Annotated in this window: 31 protein-coding genes; 17 read left to right on the top strand and 14 right to left on the bottom strand. The window is 43.0% G+C overall.

Features of this window, described 5'->3' with window-relative positions:
* The first annotated feature begins 93 nt into the window (after window positions 1-93).
* From BEP19_RS16920 to BEP19_RS16910, 3 genes are all read left to right on the top strand, one after another.
* On the top strand, window positions 94-1266 hold the full coding sequence (locus BEP19_RS16920) for a Na/Pi symporter (RefSeq protein WP_147393820.1): 1173 nt from the start codon (window positions 94-96) through the stop codon (window positions 1264-1266).
* A 65-nt stretch (window positions 1267-1331) separates the two neighbouring features.
* Window positions 1332-2501 carry a plasmid pRiA4b ORF-3 family protein gene (locus BEP19_RS16915; RefSeq protein ID WP_120191126.1) on the top strand — a complete coding sequence of 390 codons (1170 nt, stop codon included), beginning with the start codon at window positions 1332-1334 and terminating at the stop codon, window positions 2499-2501.
* A 62-nt stretch (window positions 2502-2563) separates the two neighbouring features.
* The gene (locus BEP19_RS16910; RefSeq protein WP_120191125.1) at window positions 2564-2773 is read left to right on the top strand and encodes a hypothetical protein; all 210 of its coding nucleotides are present in this window, start codon (window positions 2564-2566) and stop codon (window positions 2771-2773) included.
* A 41-nt stretch (window positions 2774-2814) separates the two neighbouring features.
* Here BEP19_RS16910 and BEP19_RS16905 read toward each other — a convergent pair whose 3' ends face one another.
* Both BEP19_RS16905 and BEP19_RS16900 read right to left on the bottom strand, forming a co-directional pair.
* A complete protein-coding gene (locus tag BEP19_RS16905; protein ID WP_120191124.1) occupies window positions 2815-3183 on the bottom strand; it encodes a hypothetical protein in 369 nt (122 codons plus the stop codon).
* Window positions 3184-3370: 187 nt separating this feature from the next.
* Complete coding sequence (locus tag BEP19_RS16900) at window positions 3371-3805, bottom strand: Dps family protein (protein WP_120191123.1); 435 nt, start codon at window positions 3803-3805, stop codon at window positions 3371-3373.
* A gap of 267 nt (window positions 3806-4072) precedes the next feature.
* On the opposite strand from BEP19_RS16900, the gene BEP19_RS16895 reads away from it, so the two are divergent.
* The 5 genes from BEP19_RS16895 to BEP19_RS16875 all read left to right on the top strand — a co-directional run bounded on the left by BEP19_RS16895 (window position 4073) and on the right by BEP19_RS16875 (window position 8329).
* Complete coding sequence (locus BEP19_RS16895; protein ID WP_120191122.1) at window positions 4073-4906, top strand: squalene/phytoene synthase family protein; 834 nt, start codon at window positions 4073-4075, stop codon at window positions 4904-4906.
* 133 nt (window positions 4907-5039) lie between these two features.
* Complete coding sequence (locus tag BEP19_RS16890; protein ID WP_170145420.1) at window positions 5040-5351, top strand: helix-turn-helix domain-containing protein; 312 nt, start codon at window positions 5040-5042, stop codon at window positions 5349-5351.
* Between the two features lie 202 nt (window positions 5352-5553).
* Window positions 5554-6192, top strand: a complete 639-nt coding sequence (locus BEP19_RS16885; protein ID WP_120191120.1) for a response regulator transcription factor — start codon at window positions 5554-5556, stop codon at window positions 6190-6192.
* Window positions 6189-7547, top strand: coding sequence for a sensor histidine kinase (locus BEP19_RS16880; protein WP_120191119.1), 1359 nt, complete (start codon window positions 6189-6191; stop codon window positions 7545-7547). Before BEP19_RS16885 ends, BEP19_RS16880 begins: the two co-directional genes overlap by 4 nt.
* A gap of 104 nt (window positions 7548-7651) precedes the next feature.
* Window positions 7652-8329, top strand: a complete 678-nt coding sequence (locus BEP19_RS16875; RefSeq protein WP_120191118.1) for an SDR family NAD(P)-dependent oxidoreductase — start codon at window positions 7652-7654, stop codon at window positions 8327-8329.
* A gap of 55 nt (window positions 8330-8384) precedes the next feature.
* On the opposite strand, the gene BEP19_RS16870 is transcribed toward BEP19_RS16875, so the two are convergent.
* Window positions 8385-8825 carry a DUF4871 domain-containing protein gene (locus BEP19_RS16870; protein ID WP_170145419.1) on the bottom strand — a complete coding sequence of 147 codons (441 nt, stop codon included), beginning with the start codon at window positions 8823-8825 and terminating at the stop codon, window positions 8385-8387.
* A 394-nt stretch (window positions 8826-9219) separates the two neighbouring features.
* On the opposite strand from BEP19_RS16870, the gene BEP19_RS16865 reads away from it, so the two are divergent.
* Complete coding sequence (locus BEP19_RS16865) at window positions 9220-10560, top strand: glucose-6-phosphate isomerase (RefSeq protein WP_211329381.1); 1341 nt, start codon at window positions 9220-9222, stop codon at window positions 10558-10560.
* An 81-nt stretch (window positions 10561-10641) separates the two neighbouring features.
* Here BEP19_RS16865 and BEP19_RS17420 read toward each other — a convergent pair whose 3' ends face one another.
* Window positions 10642-11085: a hypothetical protein gene (locus tag BEP19_RS17420; protein WP_147393819.1), complete on the bottom strand. Its 444-nt coding sequence runs from the start codon at window positions 11083-11085 to the stop codon at window positions 10642-10644.
* Between the two features lie 155 nt (window positions 11086-11240).
* On the opposite strand from BEP19_RS17420, the gene BEP19_RS16860 reads away from it, so the two are divergent.
* The 3 genes from BEP19_RS16860 to BEP19_RS16850 all read left to right on the top strand — a co-directional run bounded on the left by BEP19_RS16860 (window position 11241) and on the right by BEP19_RS16850 (window position 14108).
* Entirely contained in the window at window positions 11241-12317 is a 1077-nt protein-coding gene (locus BEP19_RS16860; RefSeq protein WP_120191116.1) for a glycoside hydrolase family 15 protein, read from the top strand.
* Window positions 12318-12384: 67 nt separating this feature from the next.
* Window positions 12385-12906, top strand: a complete 522-nt coding sequence (locus BEP19_RS16855; protein WP_147393818.1) for a hypothetical protein — start codon at window positions 12385-12387, stop codon at window positions 12904-12906.
* Between the two features lie 8 nt (window positions 12907-12914).
* Window positions 12915-14108 carry a DEAD/DEAH box helicase gene (locus BEP19_RS16850; RefSeq protein ID WP_425452801.1) on the top strand — a complete coding sequence of 398 codons (1194 nt, stop codon included), beginning with the start codon at window positions 12915-12917 and terminating at the stop codon, window positions 14106-14108.
* Between the two features lie 21 nt (window positions 14109-14129).
* On the opposite strand, the gene BEP19_RS16845 is transcribed toward BEP19_RS16850, so the two are convergent.
* The 4 genes from BEP19_RS16845 to BEP19_RS16835 form a co-directional block, all read right to left on the bottom strand.
* Window positions 14130-14312 (bottom strand): hypothetical protein, encoded by a 183-nt coding sequence (locus tag BEP19_RS16845; protein ID WP_120191113.1) that lies wholly within the window; start codon window positions 14310-14312, stop codon window positions 14130-14132.
* Between the two features lie 120 nt (window positions 14313-14432).
* Window positions 14433-15377: a nucleoside recognition domain-containing protein gene (locus BEP19_RS16840; RefSeq protein WP_120191112.1), complete on the bottom strand. Its 945-nt coding sequence runs from the start codon at window positions 15375-15377 to the stop codon at window positions 14433-14435.
* A gap of 146 nt (window positions 15378-15523) precedes the next feature.
* Window positions 15524-15694, bottom strand: a complete 171-nt coding sequence (locus BEP19_RS17795) for a DUF5325 family protein (RefSeq protein WP_170145418.1) — start codon at window positions 15692-15694, stop codon at window positions 15524-15526.
* Between the two features lie 56 nt (window positions 15695-15750).
* On the bottom strand, window positions 15751-16131 hold the full coding sequence (locus BEP19_RS16835; RefSeq protein WP_120191111.1) for a hypothetical protein: 381 nt from the start codon (window positions 16129-16131) through the stop codon (window positions 15751-15753).
* 229 nt (window positions 16132-16360) lie between these two features.
* Between BEP19_RS16835 and BEP19_RS16830 the strand changes: the two genes are divergently transcribed.
* Complete coding sequence (locus BEP19_RS16830; RefSeq protein ID WP_245983670.1) at window positions 16361-17218, top strand: proline dehydrogenase family protein; 858 nt, start codon at window positions 16361-16363, stop codon at window positions 17216-17218.
* 250 nt (window positions 17219-17468) lie between these two features.
* A complete protein-coding gene (locus BEP19_RS16825; RefSeq protein WP_120191109.1) occupies window positions 17469-17696 on the top strand; it encodes a hypothetical protein in 228 nt (75 codons plus the stop codon).
* A gap of 205 nt (window positions 17697-17901) precedes the next feature.
* Here the strand turns inward: BEP19_RS16825 and BEP19_RS16820 are convergent, their stop codons facing one another.
* The 5 genes from BEP19_RS16820 to BEP19_RS16800 form a co-directional block, all read right to left on the bottom strand.
* On the bottom strand, window positions 17902-18498 hold the full coding sequence (locus BEP19_RS16820; protein WP_120191108.1) for a cupin domain-containing protein: 597 nt from the start codon (window positions 18496-18498) through the stop codon (window positions 17902-17904).
* A 455-nt stretch (window positions 18499-18953) separates the two neighbouring features.
* Window positions 18954-19301, bottom strand: a complete 348-nt coding sequence (locus BEP19_RS16815) for a hypothetical protein (RefSeq protein WP_120191107.1) — start codon at window positions 19299-19301, stop codon at window positions 18954-18956.
* 165 nt (window positions 19302-19466) lie between these two features.
* A complete protein-coding gene (locus BEP19_RS16810; protein ID WP_120191106.1) occupies window positions 19467-19778 on the bottom strand; it encodes a PepSY domain-containing protein in 312 nt (103 codons plus the stop codon).
* A gap of 126 nt (window positions 19779-19904) precedes the next feature.
* On the bottom strand, window positions 19905-20168 hold the full coding sequence (locus BEP19_RS16805) for a cold-inducible protein YdjO-related protein (RefSeq protein WP_120191105.1): 264 nt from the start codon (window positions 20166-20168) through the stop codon (window positions 19905-19907).
* A gap of 104 nt (window positions 20169-20272) precedes the next feature.
* Window positions 20273-20791 (bottom strand): DUF2179 domain-containing protein, encoded by a 519-nt coding sequence (locus BEP19_RS16800; RefSeq protein ID WP_120191104.1) that lies wholly within the window; start codon window positions 20789-20791, stop codon window positions 20273-20275.
* Between the two features lie 241 nt (window positions 20792-21032).
* Between BEP19_RS16800 and BEP19_RS16795 the strand changes: the two genes are divergently transcribed.
* Entirely contained in the window at window positions 21033-21404 is a 372-nt protein-coding gene (locus BEP19_RS16795; protein ID WP_120191103.1) for a DUF423 domain-containing protein, read from the top strand.
* Window positions 21405-21508: 104 nt separating this feature from the next.
* On the opposite strand, the gene BEP19_RS16790 is transcribed toward BEP19_RS16795, so the two are convergent.
* Window positions 21509-21715 (bottom strand): hypothetical protein, encoded by a 207-nt coding sequence (locus BEP19_RS16790; RefSeq protein WP_120191102.1) that lies wholly within the window; start codon window positions 21713-21715, stop codon window positions 21509-21511.
* A gap of 157 nt (window positions 21716-21872) precedes the next feature.
* Here BEP19_RS16790 and BEP19_RS16785 point away from each other — a divergent pair, with 157 nt between their 5' ends.
* Both BEP19_RS16785 and BEP19_RS16780 read left to right on the top strand, forming a co-directional pair.
* On the top strand, window positions 21873-22058 hold the full coding sequence (locus BEP19_RS16785) for a hypothetical protein (RefSeq protein WP_120191101.1): 186 nt from the start codon (window positions 21873-21875) through the stop codon (window positions 22056-22058).
* Window positions 22059-22269: 211 nt separating this feature from the next.
* A complete protein-coding gene (locus BEP19_RS16780; RefSeq protein WP_120191100.1) occupies window positions 22270-24282 on the top strand; it encodes a catalase in 2013 nt (670 codons plus the stop codon).
* Window positions 24283-24408: the final 126 nt, after the last annotated feature.

Below are 24408 nucleotides of genomic sequence, written 5' to 3'. Positions count from 1 at the left end.
TTTTATGCTCGTTATTGATATAAAGGAAAACGGAAGCTCATGTCGAATAAAAACTATTAATACGCTTACTATGGTTATGAATCGAGTGAAAAGGTGAATTTTACAAACAGGCATGTCAGGGATGACGGAAAATTCCATTTGGATACATTAGGCGGTACGTCGTATTTACATATGCTGGTTTTCGTTTTTGTCGGCATTGTGATGACGATCATCATGCAATCTTCCAGCGCGGCAATCGTGATTACATTATCGGCGTTGACAGCGCAGGCCCTATCTTTTGAGCAGGCAGCGGCGCTTGTGATTGGACAGAACGTAGGTACAACAGTAAAAGCTTTCATTGCTTCAATCGGAGGGGCGGTCCCTGCCAAGAGAACGGCGATGGCTCATATTTTATTCAATCTTTTTTGCGGGATGATTGCTTTTCTATGTTTGCCGTTGATGCGTTTGCTTATTTTTTGGTTGTTGAATTTATTTCAAAGTCAAGATTTGGCGATAGTGTTAACCGTTTTTAATACATTGATTTACGTTGTTGGGGTGTTGGTCATATTGCCTTTGTTACCGAGATTTACGCAATTGCTTGAGCGGCTTGTTCCCGGTCGAAGCGATACACTGACCCAATTTTTAGATCCGAGTGTAGCCACGATTTTACAAGTAGCCCTTGAAGCGGTGAGAAGAACGTTAATCGAAGTGACAAAAGTGATTGCCGCGGTTGGCGCGGAGTTATTTATGACGAAGCAAATGTCAACGAAAATGATGGGGAAGTTGGAAGAGGCCAGTCACGCATTAGCGGAAGTAAGAACATTTTTATCCCAAACAAATAACAAGTCATTAGCAGCGACGAACCAAGACTATGAAAGACAGGTTTCGCTTATTCACGTGATTGATCATCTGGCTCGGTTGTTAAGGGCGTTAGAAGAATCAAGCTCGGCTTCTTTTTGTAAATTAAATAAAGAAATAAATAACCTAGTCGCGAGAACGGAAAATGTGTTTAAGGAGTTTGACCGTTTATCGAACGAGGGCTTTATCGAGTTAGTGGAACAGGCGGAAAAAAATGCGCATGAAATGGCCGAGATGAGACGTAAAAATCGGAAAGTCATTATTGAAACAACGGTTCTTAGTCAGACGGACATTGATGATGCGATTCAAATTGTCCACACGATCCATTGGATTGATCGCATTGCTTATCACCTGTGGAGGACGATGCGCCACTTGAAACAGTCTCAAGAGGGTATAATGGAAGAAGAGGAAATCACTAGTGTGATATAAAATGGTTTGTTATTCGTCATGATGACCTAACGTAATCTGAATAAAATGGATGACGAGGTGAAAATATGATTATTCAATGTACAAGAGCCTTGCTTAATCAACTAGGCATCAAAGTAAGCGAGCTCGCTCCCGCAGAAGGGTATGAGGCGTTTCCGCAAAGTTTTATGGCTTGGCATGCTAACATGATTATAGATGACGACAACGAAAGAACGATTGTTTTGATGAACAATGAAACAAAGTTTCCAGCCGTTATCTGTCTCCCCAGTCATCGTGATCCTTCGCTTTCTGAAATAAGCCAGCTGATTCGTGAAACCATTACTGGGGTATTTCGAACGGAAGGGATTAGCCAGGAAGTCATTGACGCCTATTTTGAAAAAGCTGGCGAACTCTCATTTTCAAAGACAGCGAATAGAAGTTTGGTAGCCAGATTAAATCGCTCGGTTCAAGAGGTAGAAGTGATGTGGGAATATATAGACAAAGATGTGAGCGCGCAAAAGTATATTAGTATGATCACAGGTAGAATGATCCAAATGGCCGGGAAAAATGAAGGATTCTACCCCATTGAAAAAACCATCGCTCGTTTTCGTGAATTGTTCGGAGAGAACCAGGAAATTTTTGATGTGGATCTGTATCAATTGAAGATTCAACTTACTATTGGGAATCACGAGATTTGGAGAAGGGTGCTCGTTCCGTCAACTTATTCGTTTCAACATCTACATAATATTATCCAAACTGTATTCGATTGGCAGAACTCTCACATGCATGAGTATTTTGTCAGTAGACCAGTGGAGAAGAAGCTCAGAATTATGATGGATGATAATCCGGAAATGATGGACTTTGTAGATTTTGAAAGAACGGAAATTTGTTACGAACGATTTGTCGCTTTAGAAGAGATCTTACCTGAGTATAGCGGGCTTCTTTATGTGTACGACTTTGGCGATTCGTGGGAGCATACCGTCACATTTGAAAAAGTGGTGAAATCAAATCTCTTTCAAGCGACCTTTGTAGAAGGGATAGGGGAAAGACCTCCTGAAGACGTCGGTGGAGAAGGGGGTTTCCAGTACTACTTGGACATCATGGCGGATGAGAATGATCCAGAATACGAAGAAATGAAAGAGTGGGCCGAAGGGCAAAGAGAAAGAAAATTCAGTAAGGAAACGATTAACCGACGGCTTAACGATATTTACAAAAGTTACAGCTACCATGTTCCGACATATGAGTTCATAAACAATTAGCTATACTAAATGTCGAATAAACGATATAATGACCGCATTAGCGCAAATCAGGAGGTACTACATTGGAACTTACGATCGATATGTTAGATGAACATTATTTCGAAGGATTTTTCAGCCAGTATAATACCCTAAACGCAATTAGAGAAGCTCGCGTTTCAATGGAGGAAGAAATTAATAAAATTGACGCGCCGATCGATGAAAGACTCGACGCTATTTTTATGTTAGAGTGTGTGTTCAGAGTTTATGAAGATCGTATTGGGCGTATGTTTTAATAAAAAAAGTAGACCGTCGTATTCAATCGGTCTACTTTTTTTTATTTTGCTTTTGGGACCATTGCCTTAAATCCACAAGCTTTGCAAGCTTTGATTAATCGACTGCTGCCAAGGAAGCCTAGCAGGGCGCTAAGCGGCAGAGCGAGAATGCCAATACCTTTAATAATCGCCATTGTTGCCGCTGCTGGCGCATCGTCCAAGTCGCCATCAATCGTCTTTACGACTAAGATATCTGTTTTAATCCCGATATAATAAAATACAAGTAAAAATAACATAAGACCAATCATGTTTCCTAATGTTCTGAACATTGTAGGCAAGCTGAAGCCTCTTTTATTCATCTCCACTTGCTCCGATTTACATTTTTGACAAGCCACCGCCATGTAGGTGGTTGTTCCTATTGAACCTTGCACGAACCCAGCTCCCTTCTAACATAACTAACTAAGATATTTCGGCGGAATAACTGAAAATCCTCTTTTTATTACTAATTCAAAGTTTACAATGGTGTTTATATGCTAATTTTGATCTGAAAGCAGGTGATTTGTCAATTGAAAAAGCAGCCGGAGGAGTTCTCCGACTGCTTTCGTTTATAAATGAGCATTACTTTCCTAGGAAAGCGTTTAACATCCAAACATGCTTTTCTAGCGACGAGTGAATGGCTAACAGCATGTCGCCAGTGATTTCATCGTTAACCGATTCGGCAAGTTCCATGCCTTGCTTCAATTCGCCAATGATTTGGGTGAAGTCTCTAACTGTTTCTTGCACCATTTCTTCTGCTGTTTCAATACCTGCCGCATCTCTTACAGAAGATTCTTCTTGGAATCCACTCATAGTTGCTACAGGTTTTCCGCCAAGGGCTAGCAACCGTTCCGCTAATTCATCAAGGTGCGTGGCGGCTTCTGTGTAAAACTCTTCAAATTTTGTATGCAAAGTGAAAAATTGCTCCCCCTTTACATACCAGTGAAAGTTGTGGAATTTAATGTAAAGCACACCCCAGTTTGCGACTTGCTTGTTTAGCATTTCTGTTAGTGTCATAAAAAAATCGACTCCTTCACTAAAAGTTTTGGTTACCTATTTATTGTGCCCAATGAAACAATTACAATTTTAACAAAAGATAGTTAGACTCGACGCGGATATCGACAACTTTTGTTACAAGCAACAATGTTTCGTTACTTGTTTGTAATATTTAAACATAAACGAGAAATTTGTCAACAGGGATGGCTTTGGTTAAATGTCATTTATATGCTATAATCTTGAACAGCCTTACATACGGAAATGAAGTGAACAGGGGGATCGTCGATCATGACTGACCATAATAAATTACATGATGACGCGATGGACATGCTTCTACGCACGAGTAGAACATTTTTTATTCCGATCAGTCGTCTATCCGGAAAATTGCAGGGAGCTGTTGCCGCTGCTTATCTGTGTATGAGAGCGATCGATGAAATCGAAGATCACCCGCAGCTTTCAGCTGAAGTAAAGATGGATTTATTAAGAAGTGTTAGTGAGATGTTAACTTCTTCTCAACAAAAAAAACCGGACTTTCCCCGCTTGTTTGAACCCTATCAAGCTCAATTAGCCGAAGTGACTTTAAGGTTAGCGGATTGGGTCCAATTAATTCCTTTAGCTGCGGCCCCCAGTGTCTTGAAATCTACGGCCGTGATGGCAAGTGGGATGGCAGACTGGGTAGATAAAAATTGGGAAGTTCAGACTGAGTTCGATCTAGATCAGTATACGTATTATGTTGCGGGGCTAGTCGGAATTTTATTATCTGACTTGTGGCAATGGTACGATGGAACTGAGACAGATCGGGACCAGGCGGTTGCCTTTGGTCGGGGATTGCAAGCTGTTAATATTATTCGCAATCGACAAGAAGATTTGGATCGTGGGGTAGATTATTTCCCCGAAGGTTGGGATTATGAAGAGATGTTTGCTTACGCTAAACGAAATCTTGCGGTTGCTGACACCTATTCGAATCGTTTAGAAGCGGGCGAAATTCAAACATTCTGCAAAATCCCATTGATGCTTGCTCACGCGACGCTTCAGGCGATTGAAGACGGTCATGAGAAGCTAACCCGTCAGGATGTGACCGAAGTGGTGAGCCAAGTGGAGCAGGAAGCCACTCAGAAGTAATATCTATCGTCGTTTTCACCGTTTCGTCATTCTTTGTGTGACTTATGTCATAGTGGACAGAAAATTGTAATGTTAACATTGTATTAAGAGTTAATACATTACAATTTGTTTCACCGAGAAAGGATGAATGCAAATGACGATGGATTTATTATTGCCGATCTTTCGCTCCCTTCAAGATGATACGAGAAATCGTATTTACCGATATTTAGTGGAATCTCAAGAGACTTTTAATTGTCAAGAACTAGCAGGAGTGTTTTCAATCCATCCCAATGTGATGAGGGATCATTTGAAAACGTTGGAACATGCTAATTTAGTGATTGAAGAACGAAATGCGGTTAGAACAAACAAAACAGGCAGAAAGCCAATGCTCTACAGAGCGAATCTGAGTTTATCAACGGTTCTTTCCAAATGGAATCAAGAAGTGTACACGGCTGTAAGCTTATGAGCAGCGCCCTTGCGATGAAAAAGATGGTTTATCAAATCAAGCATGATGTTTGGTTTGAAAGCCATCTTTTTTTTGTTTAAAAAATAGGGACTTGGGTATAAATCGTAAGGGATAGCGCGCTTGGTGGGGGGGGGGACGGATCGCGAACGCGAAGGAAAGAGTACTCATTATTGAAGATGAAGAAAAGATTGCCCGCGTCTTAATGCTTGAACTCGGTCATGAAGGATATGAAGTCCACCATGTCGCAGATGGGCGGGAAGGTTGGAAAGTCGCCAAGTCAGAAAAGTGGGATTTAATTTTGCTAGATATTATGCTGCCGCAATTAAATGGGTTAGAAATATTACGCAGAATCAGACAAGTAGACTCGACGGTTCCGATTATATTGCTTACGGCGCGGGATTCGATCCCGGACAAAGTAAGCGGACTCGATTATGGCGCCAATGATTATGTAACTAAACCCTTTTCTATCGAGGAATTATTGGCGAGAATCAGGGGGCTCTTGCGCCAAACCAAAATAGTGGAATTAAAGACGTCTCCGACGCTGCATATTTCCAATCTAACACTGGATAGCCAAACAAGAATCGTGACGCGTGATCAACAATCGATCGAACTTACGACGAAAGAATACGAACTCCTTTATTTTCTGCTTCAAAACAAAGGAACGGTCATGTCCAGGGAGCAGATTTTATCTGACGTGTGGGGATATGAATTTATCGGAGACACCAACACAGTAGATGTGTACATTCGCTATTTGCGCCAGAAAATAGATCGCGATTTTGAACCTAAATTAATTCATACGGTTCGCGGCGTAGGCTATGTTTTACAGGATTCAAATCAATGAGTGTAAAAATTCGGTTAACCTTGCTTTCAACGTTATGGTTGTTGTTATTGCTTATTTTCCTAAATTCGTTTATTTACACGTATTTCGAAAAAATTACGACGCAAAGTGAGATCCAGTTGCTGCTAAATAAGGCGGATTCTATTTTGCAAAAAGAGAAGCTTCACGATACGACGGATTGGGATGATCCGTCGGTGCTGAAAGAATCTCTCATCTACAACGAGATGTTACGGATCATCGGTCATGATGGACATATTCGCAACGTAGTTTACTCCAATAAAGAGCTGTTAAAAATCAATGGAAAATTCACAACGCGCGCCCAATCGGATATTGTTGAAGCAGATGGTCACCGCAGCATTATCGTTCGCGTACCGATCTATAACGGGCAAGAGGTCGTTGGTACACTCGAAATTGCAAAGCAATTGGTTTCACTTGATTATTATGGATCCATTCTCGTAAAGGGCTTGCTGATTGCCTCGGGGATCGCTGTCATCCTCTCGTTTATTGGCAGTTACTTCTATACGAAGCTTGTTTTTAGACCTGTCAATCGCTTAGCGGACACGATGCAAGAAATTGAACAAAGCGGCAGTTTTCAGAAATTAGATTTAGGCAGTCATTCGATGCAACCAGATGAATTGGATAAATTGGGTCTGATCTTTAATAAAATGATCGGCAAGTTAGAAAAAAACTTTCATCGTCAACACCAATTTATAGCTGATGCCTCCCATGAACTCAGAACGCCGTTAACGATTATTGAAAGTTACGCCAGCTTATTAAAGCGTTGGGCGAGAAATGATCCAGCGGTGAGAGAAGAGGCGGTAGAAGCCATCTACTCGGAGTCGATCCGTTTAAAGGGGCTTGTGAAATCGTTGTTAACCTTAGCGGAGGGTCAAGAGGCGCCGCTACACTCTGAAACGTTTTCCTTCCTCCCATTAGTTCAAGGGATTACGAGTTCACTCCAACAAACGTATGGCAGAGTGATTGAAGTGGACACGGATCAGACAGAAATTTGGCTGGTCGCTGATGTGGAAAAGATGAAACAATTGTTGATTATCTTACTCGACAACGCCCTGAAGTATAGTGAACAAAAAGTGGAGATTTTCATCGAAGAAAGGGCAGATCAGGTTCGATTTACCATTCAGGACTATGGGATTGGTATTCGGGAACAGGACTTGCCCTATTTGTTTGAACGGTTTTATCGTGTGGATCAAGCGAGAAGCCGCAAAACGGGCGGGACTGGACTTGGGCTTTCGATTGCAAAACGAATCGTGGACCAGCACAAAGGGACGATTGAAGTAAACTCTCGTTTGAATGAAGGGACAAGAATCTGTGTGCAACTACCTAAACATCAGGGCTAAAAGCCCAATTTACAAAAAAAGGTTGATAATCTGACAGAAAATTAATATAATTGAAACTATTCCCCTAAAATACACTTCAGGAATGAGGAGAGGAGTGAGTGAAAATGACTACTTCACAACCAGTCGTCATTATAACAGGCGCGGGAACGGGCCTAGGAAAAGAACTGACTCTTCAACTCGCTAACGAAGGAGCGCGATTAGCCGTCTGTGGAAGAAGGCAATCGAAAATCGAAGAGTTAAAAGATAGTTTGTCCGACTATAGGGATCAGGTAGTTACCCTATCCCTCGATGTATCACACGAGATGGGCGCTAAACAACTTGTGCAAACAGCTGTCGATACGTTTGGACGAGTGGACGTGTTAATTAATTGCGCGGCGGTCTTTATTAATCATTCGATCGTGGAAACCAGTCTGTCAGCATGGGAGTACCATTTCCAGAACAGCTTAACGAACGCATTCCTCGTTAGTAAGGAATGTTTGCCTATTTTTCGGAGGCAGGGGAGAGGACAGATTGTAAATTTTACGTCCAGTTTAGCGCGGACAGGGGCTTCGGGATATGGCGCGTATAGCGCGACAAAAGCGGCTCTCGAGGCATTCACTTACACTTTGAACGAAGAAGAAAGAAAATACGGAATTCGCGCTCATGTGGTCAATCCTGGAGTGATGAAAACGGCTATGCATGCAAGGGGATGCAATCCAAGAGATGTGGCTGCAAAATTAAGCAAATTTATTCGAGAAAATCAGGATGTAGACGCGCAAGCAGTTTATTTAGAAGCATTATAATCGGATTTACGCACGGGAAAGAGAGGACCTCATTTGGATCCTCTCTTTCCCATGTTTAGTTAACTTCGACGAAAATACTATCAAAGTAACGATCCTTTATGTAAACACTTATTTTCCATAGCCCTGGCGAAGGTAACGATAACATGGATGGGAAATGATTATCGGCTCCGTTACTCGGCGCTGCGGGTAATATATAGACTTTTTGAATAAGGACAACGGTCTTTTTCACATCTTGTTGTTCTGCCATTACGGTTAATTTTCCTGTAACCTCATCTAGGTGACCCCAAAAGTGCCATGAGAAATCTTGTTCTTCGCCCGCTTTTAACGGCGTATCGATGATCGCTAACCGATCAGGAATTCCTCTCATGACGACGCCATTTGACTGAAAGGTCGGGCTCTCTTCCCATACGATCTCATCCGCGGGGGGCTTGTCCTGATTTACGCAACCTGTTAGAAGGAGAACAAGCGCAAACAGTGAGGTCAGTAACGATTTCAAATTTAGAATCCCCCTTTTTTTTATCATTCATCATCATATCAAATTGGTCCACCAAAGAGAATCTATACATCTATGTATAATTGGTTGGAAAACTAAGAGAATATGTGATAATGGTGGATCAGAAGGGGTTGCTATGGTTTTTAATATATCTGTCATTATTGTATTGCTGTTTATGATTTATGTGGTTTTCTTTCGACCGCGCTGCATTTTGAGATATTGGAACGGCAGTCACGAAGGATATTACTTCCGCATTACTCGTGACCCTTGGCCAGCTGCCGTTAGGCATGATTAGAAGCGTTGCTTACAAAGGACTAGGTAGGGATATCCATTTTATGGTATGATGGAACCTAGTAATTAAGATTTATAAGCAACCCTTGGGAGGTAAATGATAAGAGTGGCTATTCATTTTGACTATTCTAACGCGCTTTCATTTGTTACAGAGGAAGAAATTTACCAATTAACTCCATTTGCGCATGAAGCTCATCGGATGCTCCATGAGGGAACGGGAGTTGGCAGTGATTTTTTAGGGTGGGTTGATCTACCGACGCGTATTGATCAGGAGGAACTATCCCGTATTAAACAGGCGGCCCAGCGCATTCAAGGAAATTCGCAAGCTCTCGTCGTTATCGGAATTGGCGGATCCTATTTGGGCGCGCGAGCGGCGATTGAAATGTTGAACCATAGTTTTTACAACCAAACGACAACGAACACGCCACAAATCTATTTTGCGGGTCAAAACATGAGTTCTACCTATCTTACACACCTGTTTGAGCTGCTGGATGGCAAAGATATCTCGGTGAATGTCATTTCAAAATCGGGGACAACGACCGAGCCCGCCGTTGCTTTTCGACTCTTTCGAAATTATATGGAAAAGAAATATGGTAAGGAAGAAGCGAGAAAGCGCATTTATGCCACGACAGATCGCGCAAAAGGGGCGCTGAAGACATTAGCGGATGAGGAAGGCTATGAAACATTCGTTATTCCTGATGATGTTGGTGGAAGGTATTCCGTATTAACGGCTGTGGGATTGCTGCCAATTGCGGTCAGCGGTATAAATGTTGATGAAATGATTGCGGGAGCAGCCAACGCTTATCAGTCGTATAATAACCCAAATTTGGCCGAAAATGAATGTTATCAGTATGCCGCGATTCGAAATGTACTGTATCAAAAGGGAAAAACGACAGAAATCCTAGTCAATTATGAACCTGCCCTGCATTATGTAGCGGAATGGTGGAAGCAATTGTTCGGTGAAAGTGAAGGCAAGAACAACAAAGGACTGTTCCCCGCTTCCATGAGTTTTACGACGGATTTACATTCGATGGGTCAATATGTGCAAGAAGGAAGACGAAATTTGATTGAGACGGTGCTCCAAGTTGAAAAGCCGAAGGAGCAGATTACAATCGAAGCCGATCCTGATGATACGGATGGATTGAATTTTCTAGTCGGAAAAACAATAGATGAAGTTAATAAGAAGGCTTTTGAAGGAACGCTCCTCGCTCATATCGATGGCGGCGCGCCAAACCTCATTGTACGTTTGGATGAGATCAAGCCCTATACTTTTGGTGAGATGGTTTACTTTTTTGAAAAAGCATGTGGTTTGAGCGGCTATTTATTGGGTGTAAATCCTTTCGATCAACCGGGTGTTGAAGCGTACAAAAGAAATATGTTCGCTTTACTTGGAAAACCAGGTTTTGAAGAGGAGAAGGCGGAATTGGAAAAGCGATTAAGAAACTAATTCAGGTCGATCTAAATAGAATATAGAGGGGGAGGGTCCTCAATTGAAGAAAAGAGAGGTCCCCCTGTCTGTTTTTCCAATTTAAATAGGTGGAATCAGTCCCATATAGCAGGCCAGTTGCTGCGATCTTGAACGATAGTGTCTGCAAGAACGACGTACTGGAGAATGGGGTTGGGGCGGTATGATCGGTCCTTGTTGATAAGGTGGGGTTGGCTGTGGCGGGAGTGGCTGCGGTAGTGTGGGTCCTTGCTGATAGGGCGGAAGTGGACCGTAATAAGGGTTGACCCCTGTGAGGTCACTATAATGGTATTGAATAAATTCGCGCCGTCTACCGCCAGGTCGATAAACCCACAGACCGACCATTCCGTTGATGGGGTTAAAATCAGCGACATGGGCGACAATTGGCCCCATGTTTGGGATCGATGCTGTTATCCATTGTCCGACATAAGGCGAGGGCATATTTGGGGGCGGGTACTGCCATGCTGGCAGCTGCCTATGAGGGGAATATCCACGATTTTTGCTCATGGTTCACACTCCTTTACAATTAGTCTATCCGCAAATGGGGAGAACGGTCCTGATGCATTCACCCAATTATTTAAGGATCAACCGCGATAATTTGCGTCGATGTTGCGTATAGAATGGTAGTAAAGAAGTGACTGCGTTGACTATAAGGAGGCAGAATGAGTTATATTGAGAGAAGTAAACAAGTAATTCTATCTCATCAGGATGCTAGCGGCGCTTTTGTCGCTTCTCCTTCCTTCGAACATTATCGTTACAGTTGGTTGCGGGATGGAACATTTATTGCGTATAGTCTCGATTGCGTAGGCGAACAACAAGCGGCGGAGCGATTTTATCGGTGGTGCGCTGAATCGATCGAACGATACCGCGCGAAGGCAGAACAGGTCATTGCGTTGGCTGTCGCTGGTCAGGAAGTGCCACAATCGTTGTTGCTTCATACGCGATATACGGTAAAGGGAGAAGAAATTAACGCGGAATGGGGGACGTTTCAGCTCGATGGATATGGGGCTTGGTTATGGGGCTTGTCCGAGCATATTACGAAATGGAACAATCCTTCGTTGTTAGAGGAATGGAGACCGACGATTGAGCTGATCGTTGACTATTTAATGCCTTTGTGGAAGATGCCCAATTTTGATTGTTGGGAGGAATTTGGAGACGATACCCATCCTTCCACCATTGCGGCCATATACGGCGGGTTGCGCTCGGTAGCAGGGTGGATGGATGCTGCCCGTTCGGAAAAAATAAGCAGGACATTGGACGCGATCAAACGGTTTATGCAAGAGGAGGCAACGATCAACGGGCATTATATTAAAACGGTTGGCAAAGATGAAGTGGATGCGAGTCTGCTTTGGTTGCATGTTCCATACCGTTTGGCTGATGGTCATGATTCCATTATGCAAAACACTGTGAACTTAATCGAGCAAAAATTAGTCGTAGAGCAAGGTGTCCATCGTTACCCGCAGGATGTTTATTACGGGGGTGGGCAATGGGTGTTATTGACCGCCTGGCTCGGTTGGCATTACGCGGAGGTCGGTAATCAAGAGCGGGCCGAACAGATTTTAAGTTGGGTCCGAGCGCAATTTAACGATAGCGGGCACTTGCCTGAACAAACACCCGCGCGCTTGTTAGCTCCAGACCATTATCAACCGTGGCTGGATAGGTGGGGCCCGCCGGCTTGTCCGTTGCTCTGGTCGCACGCGATGCACCTTGTTCTAGAACAAAAGTTGGCAGAATCATAACGAAAGCAGAGGAGAAGGCTTCCGCGTGATAGTGGAGGCCTTTTTCGAAAATCGGGGAGGGAAGTCATTGTTTGACCCGACCATTTTTGATAATTTAAAAGTCGTGCTCGAAGGGGCCGTCTATGATCTGGACGCAATCGGGATGATCGGTGTTACAAATCGCTCGGATCGGGTCGATCTTGCCCATATGTCGCGGGATTACATGTTGCAGTTTCGCGAGCAAGCCGTTGAAGACGGCGGTTTGGCAGAGCTTCGACTGGCGGTCGACTCCACCGATCTGATGAACGAAATTCTTGAAAAGGGCGATCGGTTTACAGGATGTCGTTTGACGCTGACCGTTGAAATAGAGACGATGGACCCTGACCAATTGTGTCCGCGCATTCAGGAAACAATGCAAGAAATTTGGGAAAACAACCCGAAAATCACGCAACGGCTCACTTTTATTTTTGGAACACGTGTTTACCGTAATCGAGTTACGTTAGATTTTGAAAGAAAGATCAATGAGGATCTCGAAACCTTTGTTGACCACGCCCTTCTTTCTTTACAAAATATGAATCAGTTAAAGCAGAAGCTAGAGGGAGATTTATAATGAAAACGATGCAAACGTTACAGTCGTTCATACAGAAGGCTTGGAAAAAGGCGGGGTTTGACGGACTCACCGCTGTTCAAGAAGAAGCGATTCCGCTTATTCTTGAAGGAAAAGATGTGATTGTCGAGTCGGCGACAGGCACAGGTAAAACGTTAGCTTACCTGATCCCGTTGTTAGAGCGGATCGACCAAGATAACCGCAATCCACAGGTTGTTATTTTAGCGCCAACGCGTGAATTAGTGATGCAGATTGGACAAGTTGTTCAGGCGTTCAGCGCGGGAACGGAGATTGAAAGCATCACATTAATCGGCGGCGCGGATATGAGGCGACAAATCGAGCGTTTGCGAACTCGTCCTCAGATTATTGTTGGCACACCGGGGCGGATTAAAGAGTTGATTGAAGCGAGGAAATTGCGGATGCACGATGTGAAAAGCATCGTCATTGATGAAGCGGATCAGACGTTACAACCCAGATTGATTGAGACGTCGCAAGCAATCATTAAAACAACGTTGCGTGATCGTCAGCTCCTATTTTTTTCGGCAACGATTCCGGCGGAGGTTGAAAAGTTAGGCAAAGAGTGGATGGATGAGCCTAAGGTAATTCGAGTCAGCCGCGCCAATTTGCCAAAATCGCAGGTGGAGCACGTCTATTTAGTCTGCGATCGTCGCGATAAAATCGACCTGCTCAGAAGGATTGTCAGGATGGATGAGGGGAAGTATATCGCCTTTGTGAATGATTCCATCCAGCTAGACGAAATAGCCCAAAAGTTAGGTTATCGAGGCATCAAAGCGGGGACGCTGCAAGGCTCCGCTTGGAAAACGGAACGGGAAACAACCTTGAATCAATTTCGCGAAGGAAGAATCGATTTGTTGATTACGACGGACTTAGCCGCGAGAGGTCTAGATATCCAAGACGTCACCCATGTGATTCACTATGATTTGCCGGAAGATCCAGGCGCCTATATTCATCGCTCAGGAAGAACAGGGCGCATGGGCAAAAAAGGGATGGTCATCTCCCTTGTCACGAATCGCGAGCTAGGGGGAGTCAACCGATTATCTAAGGCGGTGGGCGCGCCGCTCAAAAGGAAATCGCTGTATATGGGACAGCTAACGGATGAAATACCAGCAGCGAAAGCGCCAGCTCCTAGGCAAGGGCGAAAGCAAAGGCAAACGCAAAGGAAAAGAGGCGCCAAAAGAACATAGCGCCGATGCGGGCGCTATAGGTCAACTATGTATAAACTTTTCAATTTGCTTAATTCGAACACGGATCAGGAAATCTTTTTGGAATAAAGCGATCATTTCATCTTTGCCTTGCGATTCGTACAGCCCCCTTTGCACCGATTCTAATGCGTTCTCTAAGACAGGTATACTGTTAATCGTAAAAATTTCATTCATATCCATATTCATTTGACCCAAAACTCCTTTTTCAATTCATCCTGCAATGTATTCTACGGATGAATAGTGGAATCCTTCTGGTAAAAAGTGACTAAAGCCATGGAATGTGTTTCATTCCATGGCTTTGTTGTTTTATGCGGCCCGTTGCGCATTGTTATCTTCAATCTTCTTCCAGATGTTTGCGACCAGGATCGTAATGATCAGGGCGACAATGAACCGAATTAGAAATAGCGGTAAAATATTAACCCCAAGCGGGATAAAGATCAGCGTATCTTCCACCACCGCATGACAAGCGACTAAAAAGATGGAGATCAGATAGAGGTCTCGCTTAGAGAGATCTTCTTCTTGCGCTGCTTGAATCATAACCCCCGCCCCGGACACCAGACCAAAAGTGAGTCCCGCCATTAAGGTAAACGATGTCTTTTCAGAAACTCCCAACAGGCGAGTGAGAGGTGTCAATGCTTTCGCTAAGTATGGAAGGGCTCGAATATCTTTTAACAATTCGATTGCGATCATAAGCGGGATGATGATGGCCGCGATTTGCAGGATGCCCCATAGGGATGTTTGAATCCCACTTAGCGCGATATCACTCCAGCGATCGATTTCTGGCGCTTGTTTTCCTGGCATCATGCCGTATTGGGCCATCGTTTGCCCACCTTTCCATAACCAGTTAATGAGCAGGGCCGACACAAAGGCGAGCGACAACCGAATCAATGCCATCAGCCACGCTTTGACCCCAATTTTAGAGGCAACAGCCGTTTCAATCGGCAAGGAGTGTGAGAAGCTGAGCATAACCGATAAAATAAAAACTTCTTTGACGGTCAAGTCCATGGTCAAAATGGCTCCGATCCCCGCATATAGATTCAGTAAGTTTCCGAGTGTCAAGGCGATCGCCGCGTCGCCGGGTAAGCCAAACCACTTCATAATCGGAGCAAAGAAGGACACAATGAGCTCAAGCAAAGGGGTATGTTGCAGGATCGTGACGACCAATGTAATCGGAAACACGATTTTCCCTAGTTGCCACGTTGTCCGTAATCCACTTTTTATTCCGTTAATCCAGGTGTTTTTAGTGATCATGTTGAACCTTCTTTCGTATGAGAAGACTAGTAAATGGTTAACTCTACTTGCTAGATTTGTGAGAGAAAGAAGAACGATTTGTATAAAAATAAAATAGTCCCTTGTCTATCGCAAAGGGACTGTATCGGGACTATTTTACGTTTGATTTAGTTTAATCTCTTTCTAAACATAAAACCAAGGCCCGGTGTCACCACAGCGCCAAACACACAAATTAAAATACCCGCCAAGTTCGCTTCAGCAATAAAAATACCGATTCCACTTAAAAATAAAGTAGTCACTATGGCAATAACGAGTGATATCTTTTTCCACTGAGTCATGACAGGCTCACCTCACATGCATTATATCACAGAATATGGAAGGGAGCAGGCGATACTTAATTTTTCTGTTCTGTTAAACTCTCGATTTTCAGTCCGATTTCGACGGCGAGCGCCTCAATTGAAGTGAAATCAGAGTCATCAAAAGCGATCGCGCGGCTGTTCGTCACAGTTAATTTTCCGTATAACTCCCCGCTGGAACTGCTAATTGGAACTTGAAGAATCGATTTGCGCGCCAGTGAATCGGGCGTTTGGTCTCCAGCTGAAGCCGTCAGCTTATATTGATTATCATGCAATAAATAAAGACCAACCCACTCAAAATGAACAACTTGCCTATGTAATCGTTCTACCAGTAGTTCATAAACAGATTGATCCATTACGGTAACTTGGTGAACAGCCGCAATTAATTCTAGTGTTGTAATATCCGCGGCTTTTGACATCTGATAACGCCCCCGTTCTCTTACAGTTTCATTAGTATGATTGTATCAGAAAAACGTTGAGAAATATTGTAGTAACTTAAGGAATAACAGTTAGAAACAAGCCAAAACGTGTGGAGAAATAGACAGAGCTGGAATTAACTAATCTGAAAATGGAGGATGGTGATTTCCGGTGGAAGCCCTATTCAAAAATTTCTTTTTAGCCTTATCATCGAATCGGATGTTAAACAAGATGGCCAAAAGGTGGGGGCTGAGGTTTGGCGCGCATCGTGTAGTAGCGGGCCAGACGATCGAAGAAGCGATTGCTACGGTAAAAAAGTTGAACGAGCAAGGTTTAGTATGCACATTGGACCATCTAGGCGAGTTTATTTTTTCCGAAGAAGAGGCGCAGCAGGCGACAGACGACTGCATTCGAACATTAGAGGCGATGGCCGCGTCGGAAGTGGACTGCAATCTCTCTTTAAAACTGACGCAGCTTGGCCTCGATATCAGTGAACAACTGTGCATGAACAACATGACCAAAATTTTAGAGATGGCGAGCAAACACCACAACTTTGTTCGGATTGATATGGAGGACTATGCCCACAATCAGATGACATTAGAACTTTTGCGGGAACTGCGAATTAAATACCGGAATGTAGGTACGGCAATCCAAGCTTACTTGTATAAAAGTGAACAAGATGTACGCGCGTTGGGCAGAGACCGTGTAAATTTGCGGCTCGTCAAAGGAGCATATAAGGAATCGCCAAAAGTGGCTTTTCCGAATAAGGCGGATGTCGACGAAAATTTTAAAAAATTAATTGCCTTGCAATTAAAGAGCGGTGTCTATACAGCCATTGCGACTCATGACGATCAGATCATCGCCTATGTAAAAGAGCTGGAGAAACAATTCGGATATTCTCGCGATCAGTTCGAATTTCAAATGCTTTACGGGATTCGAACGCAGACACAATTAATGCTTGCCAAAGAAGGGTATACGATGAGGGTTTATGTGCCTTTTGGGAATGACTGGTACGGTTACTTTATGCGCAGACTTGCGGAACGCCCAGCCAATGTCGCGTTTGTCCTTAAGGGATTAATAAAAAAATAACGACAGCGCTCGTGGATACCGATCCAGTATCAGAATCCTCTATTCCAAAGATTTACCTGGTATGGTATAGTAGAGGTGGCTATGCCAATCGATCTCAATTAAAAAATAAACGAGGGACCGATCATATTTATATCTTCTTACAGCCAAGCAAGCGAATATTCCTCTTTATAAGGGACCGCTTCACGTCTCCTGATAAAGTTTAGGGGATCCACATTTAAAACGACTAAAAAAGTTGAGGGGGTTTTTAAATATGCCTATGTATAGAACTCATAGTCAACCTGTAATTGATATTAAGGAATCAGTGAGTAAGCATCTAGCAGCTAAAATGGAGAATGGCGAGGAAATCACTGCTTTACTTTGTAAAATTATTCAACTAGATACGTTGTTACAAGCCTTCCCTTATAATGGAACCTATCGAACAGAGCTTAATCAGGCTCTTGAGGAACTTAATCCACATCTCTCTTCCAAAACGACATAAATCAAGTTCATCTCGTAAAACCGCGTGGTCTAATGAGAAAAGGGGATCGCTGTGTTTCTAAGCATGGCTTAAGCATGGGTGAAAGGGAACTTTAAATAATCGATCGACTTAGATGGCATTCATACTGTTTTTAACAAAAAGGCTGTCTGGAAAGTTCGTGATACTTGAACTTTTCAGACAGCCTATTTTTTTTCGACTAGATTAGTTAGTAGTTGTGGTGGTTTTCTGCTGCTTCCGCCTCTGCTTTTGTTCGTTGGACTGTACCGCGTGGATGATGTGGCGGCGCGTAAATGGTATATAATTTTAGCGGTTTATTTCCTGTATTAATTACGTTGTGCCATGTGCCGGCGGGGACCATAATCGCGGAGTCATCACGAACTTGTCTTTGAAAATCCAATCGATCTTTGTTTTTTCCCATTTGCACAAGACCTTGCCCATCTTCAACGCGAAGGAATTGATCTGTTGTCGGGTGTATTTCTAAACCGATATCATCTCCTACGTTAATACTCATCAATGTTACCTGAAGATGTTCGCCCGTCCAAATAGCAGTCCGATACGTATCGTTTTGTTTTGCGGCTTGATTAATATTGATTGTAAATGGATTAGGTCCATAATCCCTTAAAGTAGGAATCGATTCAGATCTTGAAGATTCGTTCCATGACTCTGTTGAGGTGTGATGGGAACATGGGAGATACTGCAGGCCATATGGATTTGCCCAATATGATTGAGGTTGGATCGGGTAAACATATGGGGAAGGAGCAACTGGATAAGGGTATGGATAGGGTCTATACGGATTATACAAAAAGAATCATCCTTTCATAGGCTTATGACCTTAGTGTATGTCGTGGTTATAAAAGTGTGCTTTTGCTATGGGAGAAAATACCCGGGGATGAACGCGCGCGTTGGCGCTTGATGGAACTGATCAGGAATCTAAGCCCTGCGATTCATCGGGGGCTGAGTTAAGTGGACTTTTGACATCTAAATAGAGTCAATCTGGCCTATCGATCGAAATAGATGGACTTTCGTCAACTATTCCCGCGCGCTGATTGGCTTATGAATTTATTTCGTATCTTTATTTCCTGTCAACCTGTGGATAAGTTCATAAAAGGTGATTCCGATTGAAAATATCGCATTTGATTTGTGTTAGCATTGTGGATAATCAGCCGCGTTCTGTGGATAACAGGAAGGAATAACTGAACAAAAAAAGAGTAGCGGGTCAATTTATGTCGACGCGCCACTCTTTTCTATCGTTGCCTCTTAAAATACTCTGAAGAAGCGCGGCAATCTACCAGTCCGTTGCAGGCGACGTACTTGCGCTTCGGAAATGTGGAAGTTTGCCATGACAAATGATTCCATGTCATCGATGTTTCTGATGTTTCGGTTGCCTCTGATGATTCTAAAGGATCCGTGGAAGTTTTTTTCTGAGAAAATGACGAGTGTGGCATTTGGATTGGTAGAGAAGAAGCGGAGACTATCGGTGTCGAAACGTCGTTCTAAATCGCGTACAGCGACAGCGCCTCGAACTGTGACGCTTCTGCCTCTATAGTTTTCTTCGGAAAACAATCTAAGGACGGGGAACACGCGGTGTTGTTTTTTCTTTGCCATTTTATATCATCCTCCCTTTTGCTATTATTCTATGAGAATATAGCGCGCGCGCTTGTTTGGGAGTCTAGCAAATCAATAAATGGTTGAAAACCATTAGTGGACTTAAATGGCGATAAAGAGAAGCAGGATCGATTTCCTTACTCCTCTTTACGCATGATTTTTAAATTAGTCGTTTTCTTGCTCGACCTTGATTACTTGGCCTGTATTGGCGTTAATTTCTACTTCGTACACTTGATCTTTATCTGTTAAAATGATGACCTCGTATTTCAGAACCCCATCGTCTCGATCCAAATCCACGTAAAGTACGCGTCCTTTTACTTGTTTCTGCGCAATTTCTTTTGCTTCTTCCTTGCTAATTGTTTTTTGTGCGGTAAGTTGTTGATCTACGGCGGCATGGCCAATCTCAGGGGGTGTGAAAGCCATAGTTGATAAGCATAAAGCGGTTAATGCAAAAATGGTAGTCCATTTCTTTTTCATTTTGGATCCTCCCGAATCGTATTAGGGCGTAGAGTCCCATGAGATAGTTTGCAAAGAATCTGAATATATATACATTCAGATAAAAAGGACCATAAAAGGGTTCTCCTTTTATGGTCCTTTAGGGAATTAATGCGGATTTCCACGGCCGAATCGGATCCCGCTTTTGCGAAATATTCTGCTTAATTCGGGAATCATTCGGGTACCGCTACTCATGTGAGATTGACACAAAGGACATGCTGGCGAAGAGTCGAAAGAATACTCTTTTCTCATCCATCCGTTACACAAATCAGATACACATTCCCATGTTTCAGTTGGGAGTAGCTCACCTTCTTGCGGCGGTTTGATGATTACAGGCTGTTTTTCAACAGTCGTGTCCAGCTGCTCAGTCATGAAGATCCCCCCTTTTTATCCTCCATGCTAATTAGGAAGACATGCCATAGTATGCCCGAGTTGAATGGAACTTTTCATGAAATGACGCAGTTGATCGGATCGGATTAGCGTAATCGCTTAGCCCAAAATCCGCCGCGAAAATACCGCGGGTCATAAGAGATCGTAAAGGCTCTTGGCGCGAGTTCTTCTAGCGTCTTCAAAAGCTTCTTTTCATTGCTGCGTTTTACTAAGACAAGCATGACCAAGCGTCCGCCTTGACGCCCTTCCGCAAACCAGCTGGTGACGCCAAATCCTTCTTGGCGCAACGTTTCCGCTAAGCTGCCTTCGGTGGAATCGACGACAATTTGGAATGTTGTGTAGCCCAATGCTAACCACTCTTCAATTTTACTTCCTAAATAAACGCCTGAACCCCATCCTAAACAGTAGGCGAGTAAATTTATTGGTTTATCGATATTAGCTAACGCAATATTTAACCCCATTAAATAAATGAATACTTCAACCGTGCTTATAACAGAGGCGAGTACGCGTTGGCCCTTCATAACGAAAATGAGCCTAATGGTAAACAGGGAAACATAGATAATGTTGATTACAATTATGGTAAGTATGATTCCAATACCATCCATGGAGAAAATCCCCCTTCCCATCAGGAATCGTATCATAGTTAATTGTCTTTGCCAAATATAGAATTAGAGTTATACACATGAAGTGTTTATAAGATGTTAGTTACTTGTGGGTATGTGGATGTGATTGTTGATAACTTTGGGGATAACGATGGGCCTGTTTAGAACACGGGGGTATAGCAGGATAAGAATTTGGCATGGTATGATATGGATGAAAGTTTTTAGGGATGATAGGGGTGAGAAGATGAATAAAATTTTTGTCTTAATCGGTAGTTTGAATATGCTTATTTCAGTGGCGTTGGGGGCATTCGGAGCGCATGGTTTGAAGGAAAAACTTTCAGCTGATTTGTTGGAAATTTATCAAACAGGTGTTCAGTATCATATGATCCACGCTGTTGGCATTTTGCTCATTGCGATTTTTTCAGAAAAATTCCAGGGAACCTCACTTGTTGCATGGTCGGGTTGGTTATTGTTTATTGGTATCATTATTTTTTCAGGAAGTTTGTATGCTTTAAGTATGACTGGAATCCGAATGTTAGGCGCAATCACCCCGTTTGGAGGGGTCGCCTTTATTATCGGTTGGTTACTGTTAGCGATCGCTGCTCTGAAAGCATAAGCGCAGCCATCTGATGACCCATTTTGTCAAAAACAGGAGGAACGATTTGTTTCTCCTGTTTTTTTATGTTTAAATATCCCGAAAGGTGGGAGTTAGTTAATGGACTAATGAAGAGTATCGTGATAAGAAATGACCTCATGATCCAGTCCCTGACCGTCTGTTCCGAACAGCTGGTCATATAAATAACTTTCTGCTTCCGCTTCACTGTCAAAGGTGAGGACATCCTTATCAATCCAGTCTGGAGCGGCTAAATAACCTTCCATATCAAGTAAATCCCCAGTAGGGCTATATTGAATAGCAAATTTATCCATTGCTGGCATCCTCCTTTCTTACTTCCTCTACATCATTATTTCCTTCATAAAACGATTTTTATGTAGATGTTTTCGAACTGGATAAACATTCATTAGAAGTGTTATAGTATCATGTAAGAAATAGCTTGTTGAGATTAAAAATTGAGGTGGGATTATCGTGGATTTATCTATGATTCAAACATTGTTGGAGACGGTCGGAGACGCGCTGCCGAAATATATGCAGACGATAGAACAAGAATTTGAGCAAGAGCATGGAGAAATTACGGAAGAACAACGCAAGGTTTTTGAGTTCGTTCAGAAAAAGGCGAAAGATTTTATCTCCCAAGTAAATCCGTTGGGATAAAGGGGGTTGAGGACTGTCCATCGCGTGTGGGGAGTCCTTTTTTATTAGGTTTGAACCTGTCCTTCACTTTCATCATGCGTTAAGGGTGATAAATGTTTGTGGGTGTTCATATTATCAACGTAGATGCTCGAAACATTATGATGAAAAAGGTGATAAAGTGGATCAGAACAGGCCCAATAAACCAGGTGATAGGGATCGTAAAGAGGAACAGATGGACCAGTATAAACATAAGAACACGGGTCCCGGAAAAAAGATGACAAGTGATTCTGGATTTAAGGTTTCTAATGACCGCTGGAGTTTAAGAGCGGGAAGGCGGGGACCGACATTACTCCAAGATTTCCACTTCTATAGGAAGCAATCTCGTTTTAACCGAGAAAGAATTCCCGAAAAGGTGGTTCACGCGAGAGGATTTGGACTGTATGGCGATTTCGAAGCTTACAAGTCGATGAGTCACGTCACCAAAGCGCGCTTCTTGCAAGAGGCTGGCTGTAAAACACCTGTATTTTGTCGGTTTTCTAACTTTATCGGAAGTAAAGGTTCGAAAGATACAGCGGTAGATATTCGCGGTTTTGCCGTTAAATTTTACACGCAAGAAGGAAATTATGACATGCTGTCACTTCAATTTCCCGTCTTCATTCTTGCTGATGCCATGAAATTCATGGATGTTACACATGCCGTTAAGCCAAATCCGACGACAGATGTTCCGCAAGCGACGGTCGCCCACGATCGCTTTTGGGATTATGTCGCAAGTAATCAGGAATCCGCTCATATGACGATGTGGCTGATGTCGATGCGCGGTCGTCCGAGAAGTTGGCGAATGATGGCAGGCTGGCCAATCAATACGTTTATATTCATGAATGAACAAGGTGAAGGAACCTATGTCAGATTTAAATGGACGCCTAAACTTGGTGTTCATTCCTTGTTGTTGGACGAAGCCAATATCATTGGGGGAGTTGATCCAGACTTCCATCGTCGCGATATCATCGAAGCGGTTGAAAAAGGGGCCTACCCAGAATATGAACTTGGCGTACAGTTAATTTCTGTAAAGGATGAATGTAAGTACGATTTTGACGTATTAGACGCTACGAAACTTTGGCCTGAAGAAGAAGTTCCTGTTGAAATTATCGGAAAATTAACGCTAAATCGACTTGTTGATGATTTCTTTGCGGAGGAAGAGCAGTCGTCGTTTGATCCGGCTACACTTGTTCCAGGTATTGATTTTTCGAATGATCCTGTTTTGCAGGGCAGAGCTTTTGCATACAGAGATACAGATTATCATCGGCTTGGCAGCACAGGTAATATAAATGAAATCCCCGTTAACAAACCAATCTCAGAGGTAAACACGAATCATCGGGATAGCTATTCAAAATATCGCATTGATGTCGATTCAATAACCTACCATAACAATTCATTAGCTGGAAATACTCCTGCAGAGACCCCACCAGAACAAGGCGGCTATAGCCACTATCCCGAAGAAGTGGAAGGACAGATTACGAGGGAGCGCCCTAGCGAATCATTTTTCGATTATTTTACGCAAGCCAGATTATTTTGGAACAGTTTGTCTGGACCTGAAAAGCAAGACCTTGTCGACACATTCATTTTTCATCTCCAATCCGTTAAAAGCAAATCGATCAGGCAAAAAAATGTCGATATGTGGGTGAATGTAGATCAAGAGATGGCCTGTATTATCGCTGATAATATCGGTGTAGATCGTCCAAAAGGGACTCATGTTCCCGTTACAAAAAAGTCCGCGGCGATTAGCCAGCTTCATACACCAAGTTCTGCCTATACGCAAAAAGTGGCTGTGTTAATAGGCAATGGATTTAATGGAAAAGAAGTAAAACGAACGCTTGATTCATTGCATAAAAATGGCGTTTTTATAGATATTATCAGTGAGAAACTTGGGACTGTCACGGGAGATGACGGGACAAAAATTAACATAGAAGAGACGTTTATGACAAAATATCCCGTCTTGTATGACTCCATTTATGTCGTTGGTGGAAGCGCGGATAACCAACAAAAATTCAATCAAAACATTCAAGAGTTTATTCATGTTGCCTATAAGTACTACAAACCGATTGGAGTTGCAACGACGGGACAGTCGTACATTCAAAAATCTAGCAGTAATAACTTGGCGGGGGTCGTTTTTGCGGCAAATAACCAGAATTTTGAGCAAGAATTTGTTAAAGCGATTGCCCATCAGCGTTTTTGGGATCGGACATAAGTAGGGAGAGATGCGAATTTAAAATGTGTCTATATTACTTAAGCAGGAAGTGAGGGATGGGACATGAATGAATGGAAAGTTCATGTCCTGTCTGCTTTCTTAACTTAAGGGAATAAGGTTTTTGTT

Source organism: Ammoniphilus oxalaticus (genome assembly GCF_003609605.1).
Classification (GTDB): domain Bacteria; phylum Bacillota; class Bacilli; order Aneurinibacillales; family RAOX-1; genus Ammoniphilus; species Ammoniphilus oxalaticus.
Note: the sequence above shows the minus strand (reverse complement) of the source record. Positions and strands in the feature narration are given on the sequence as shown.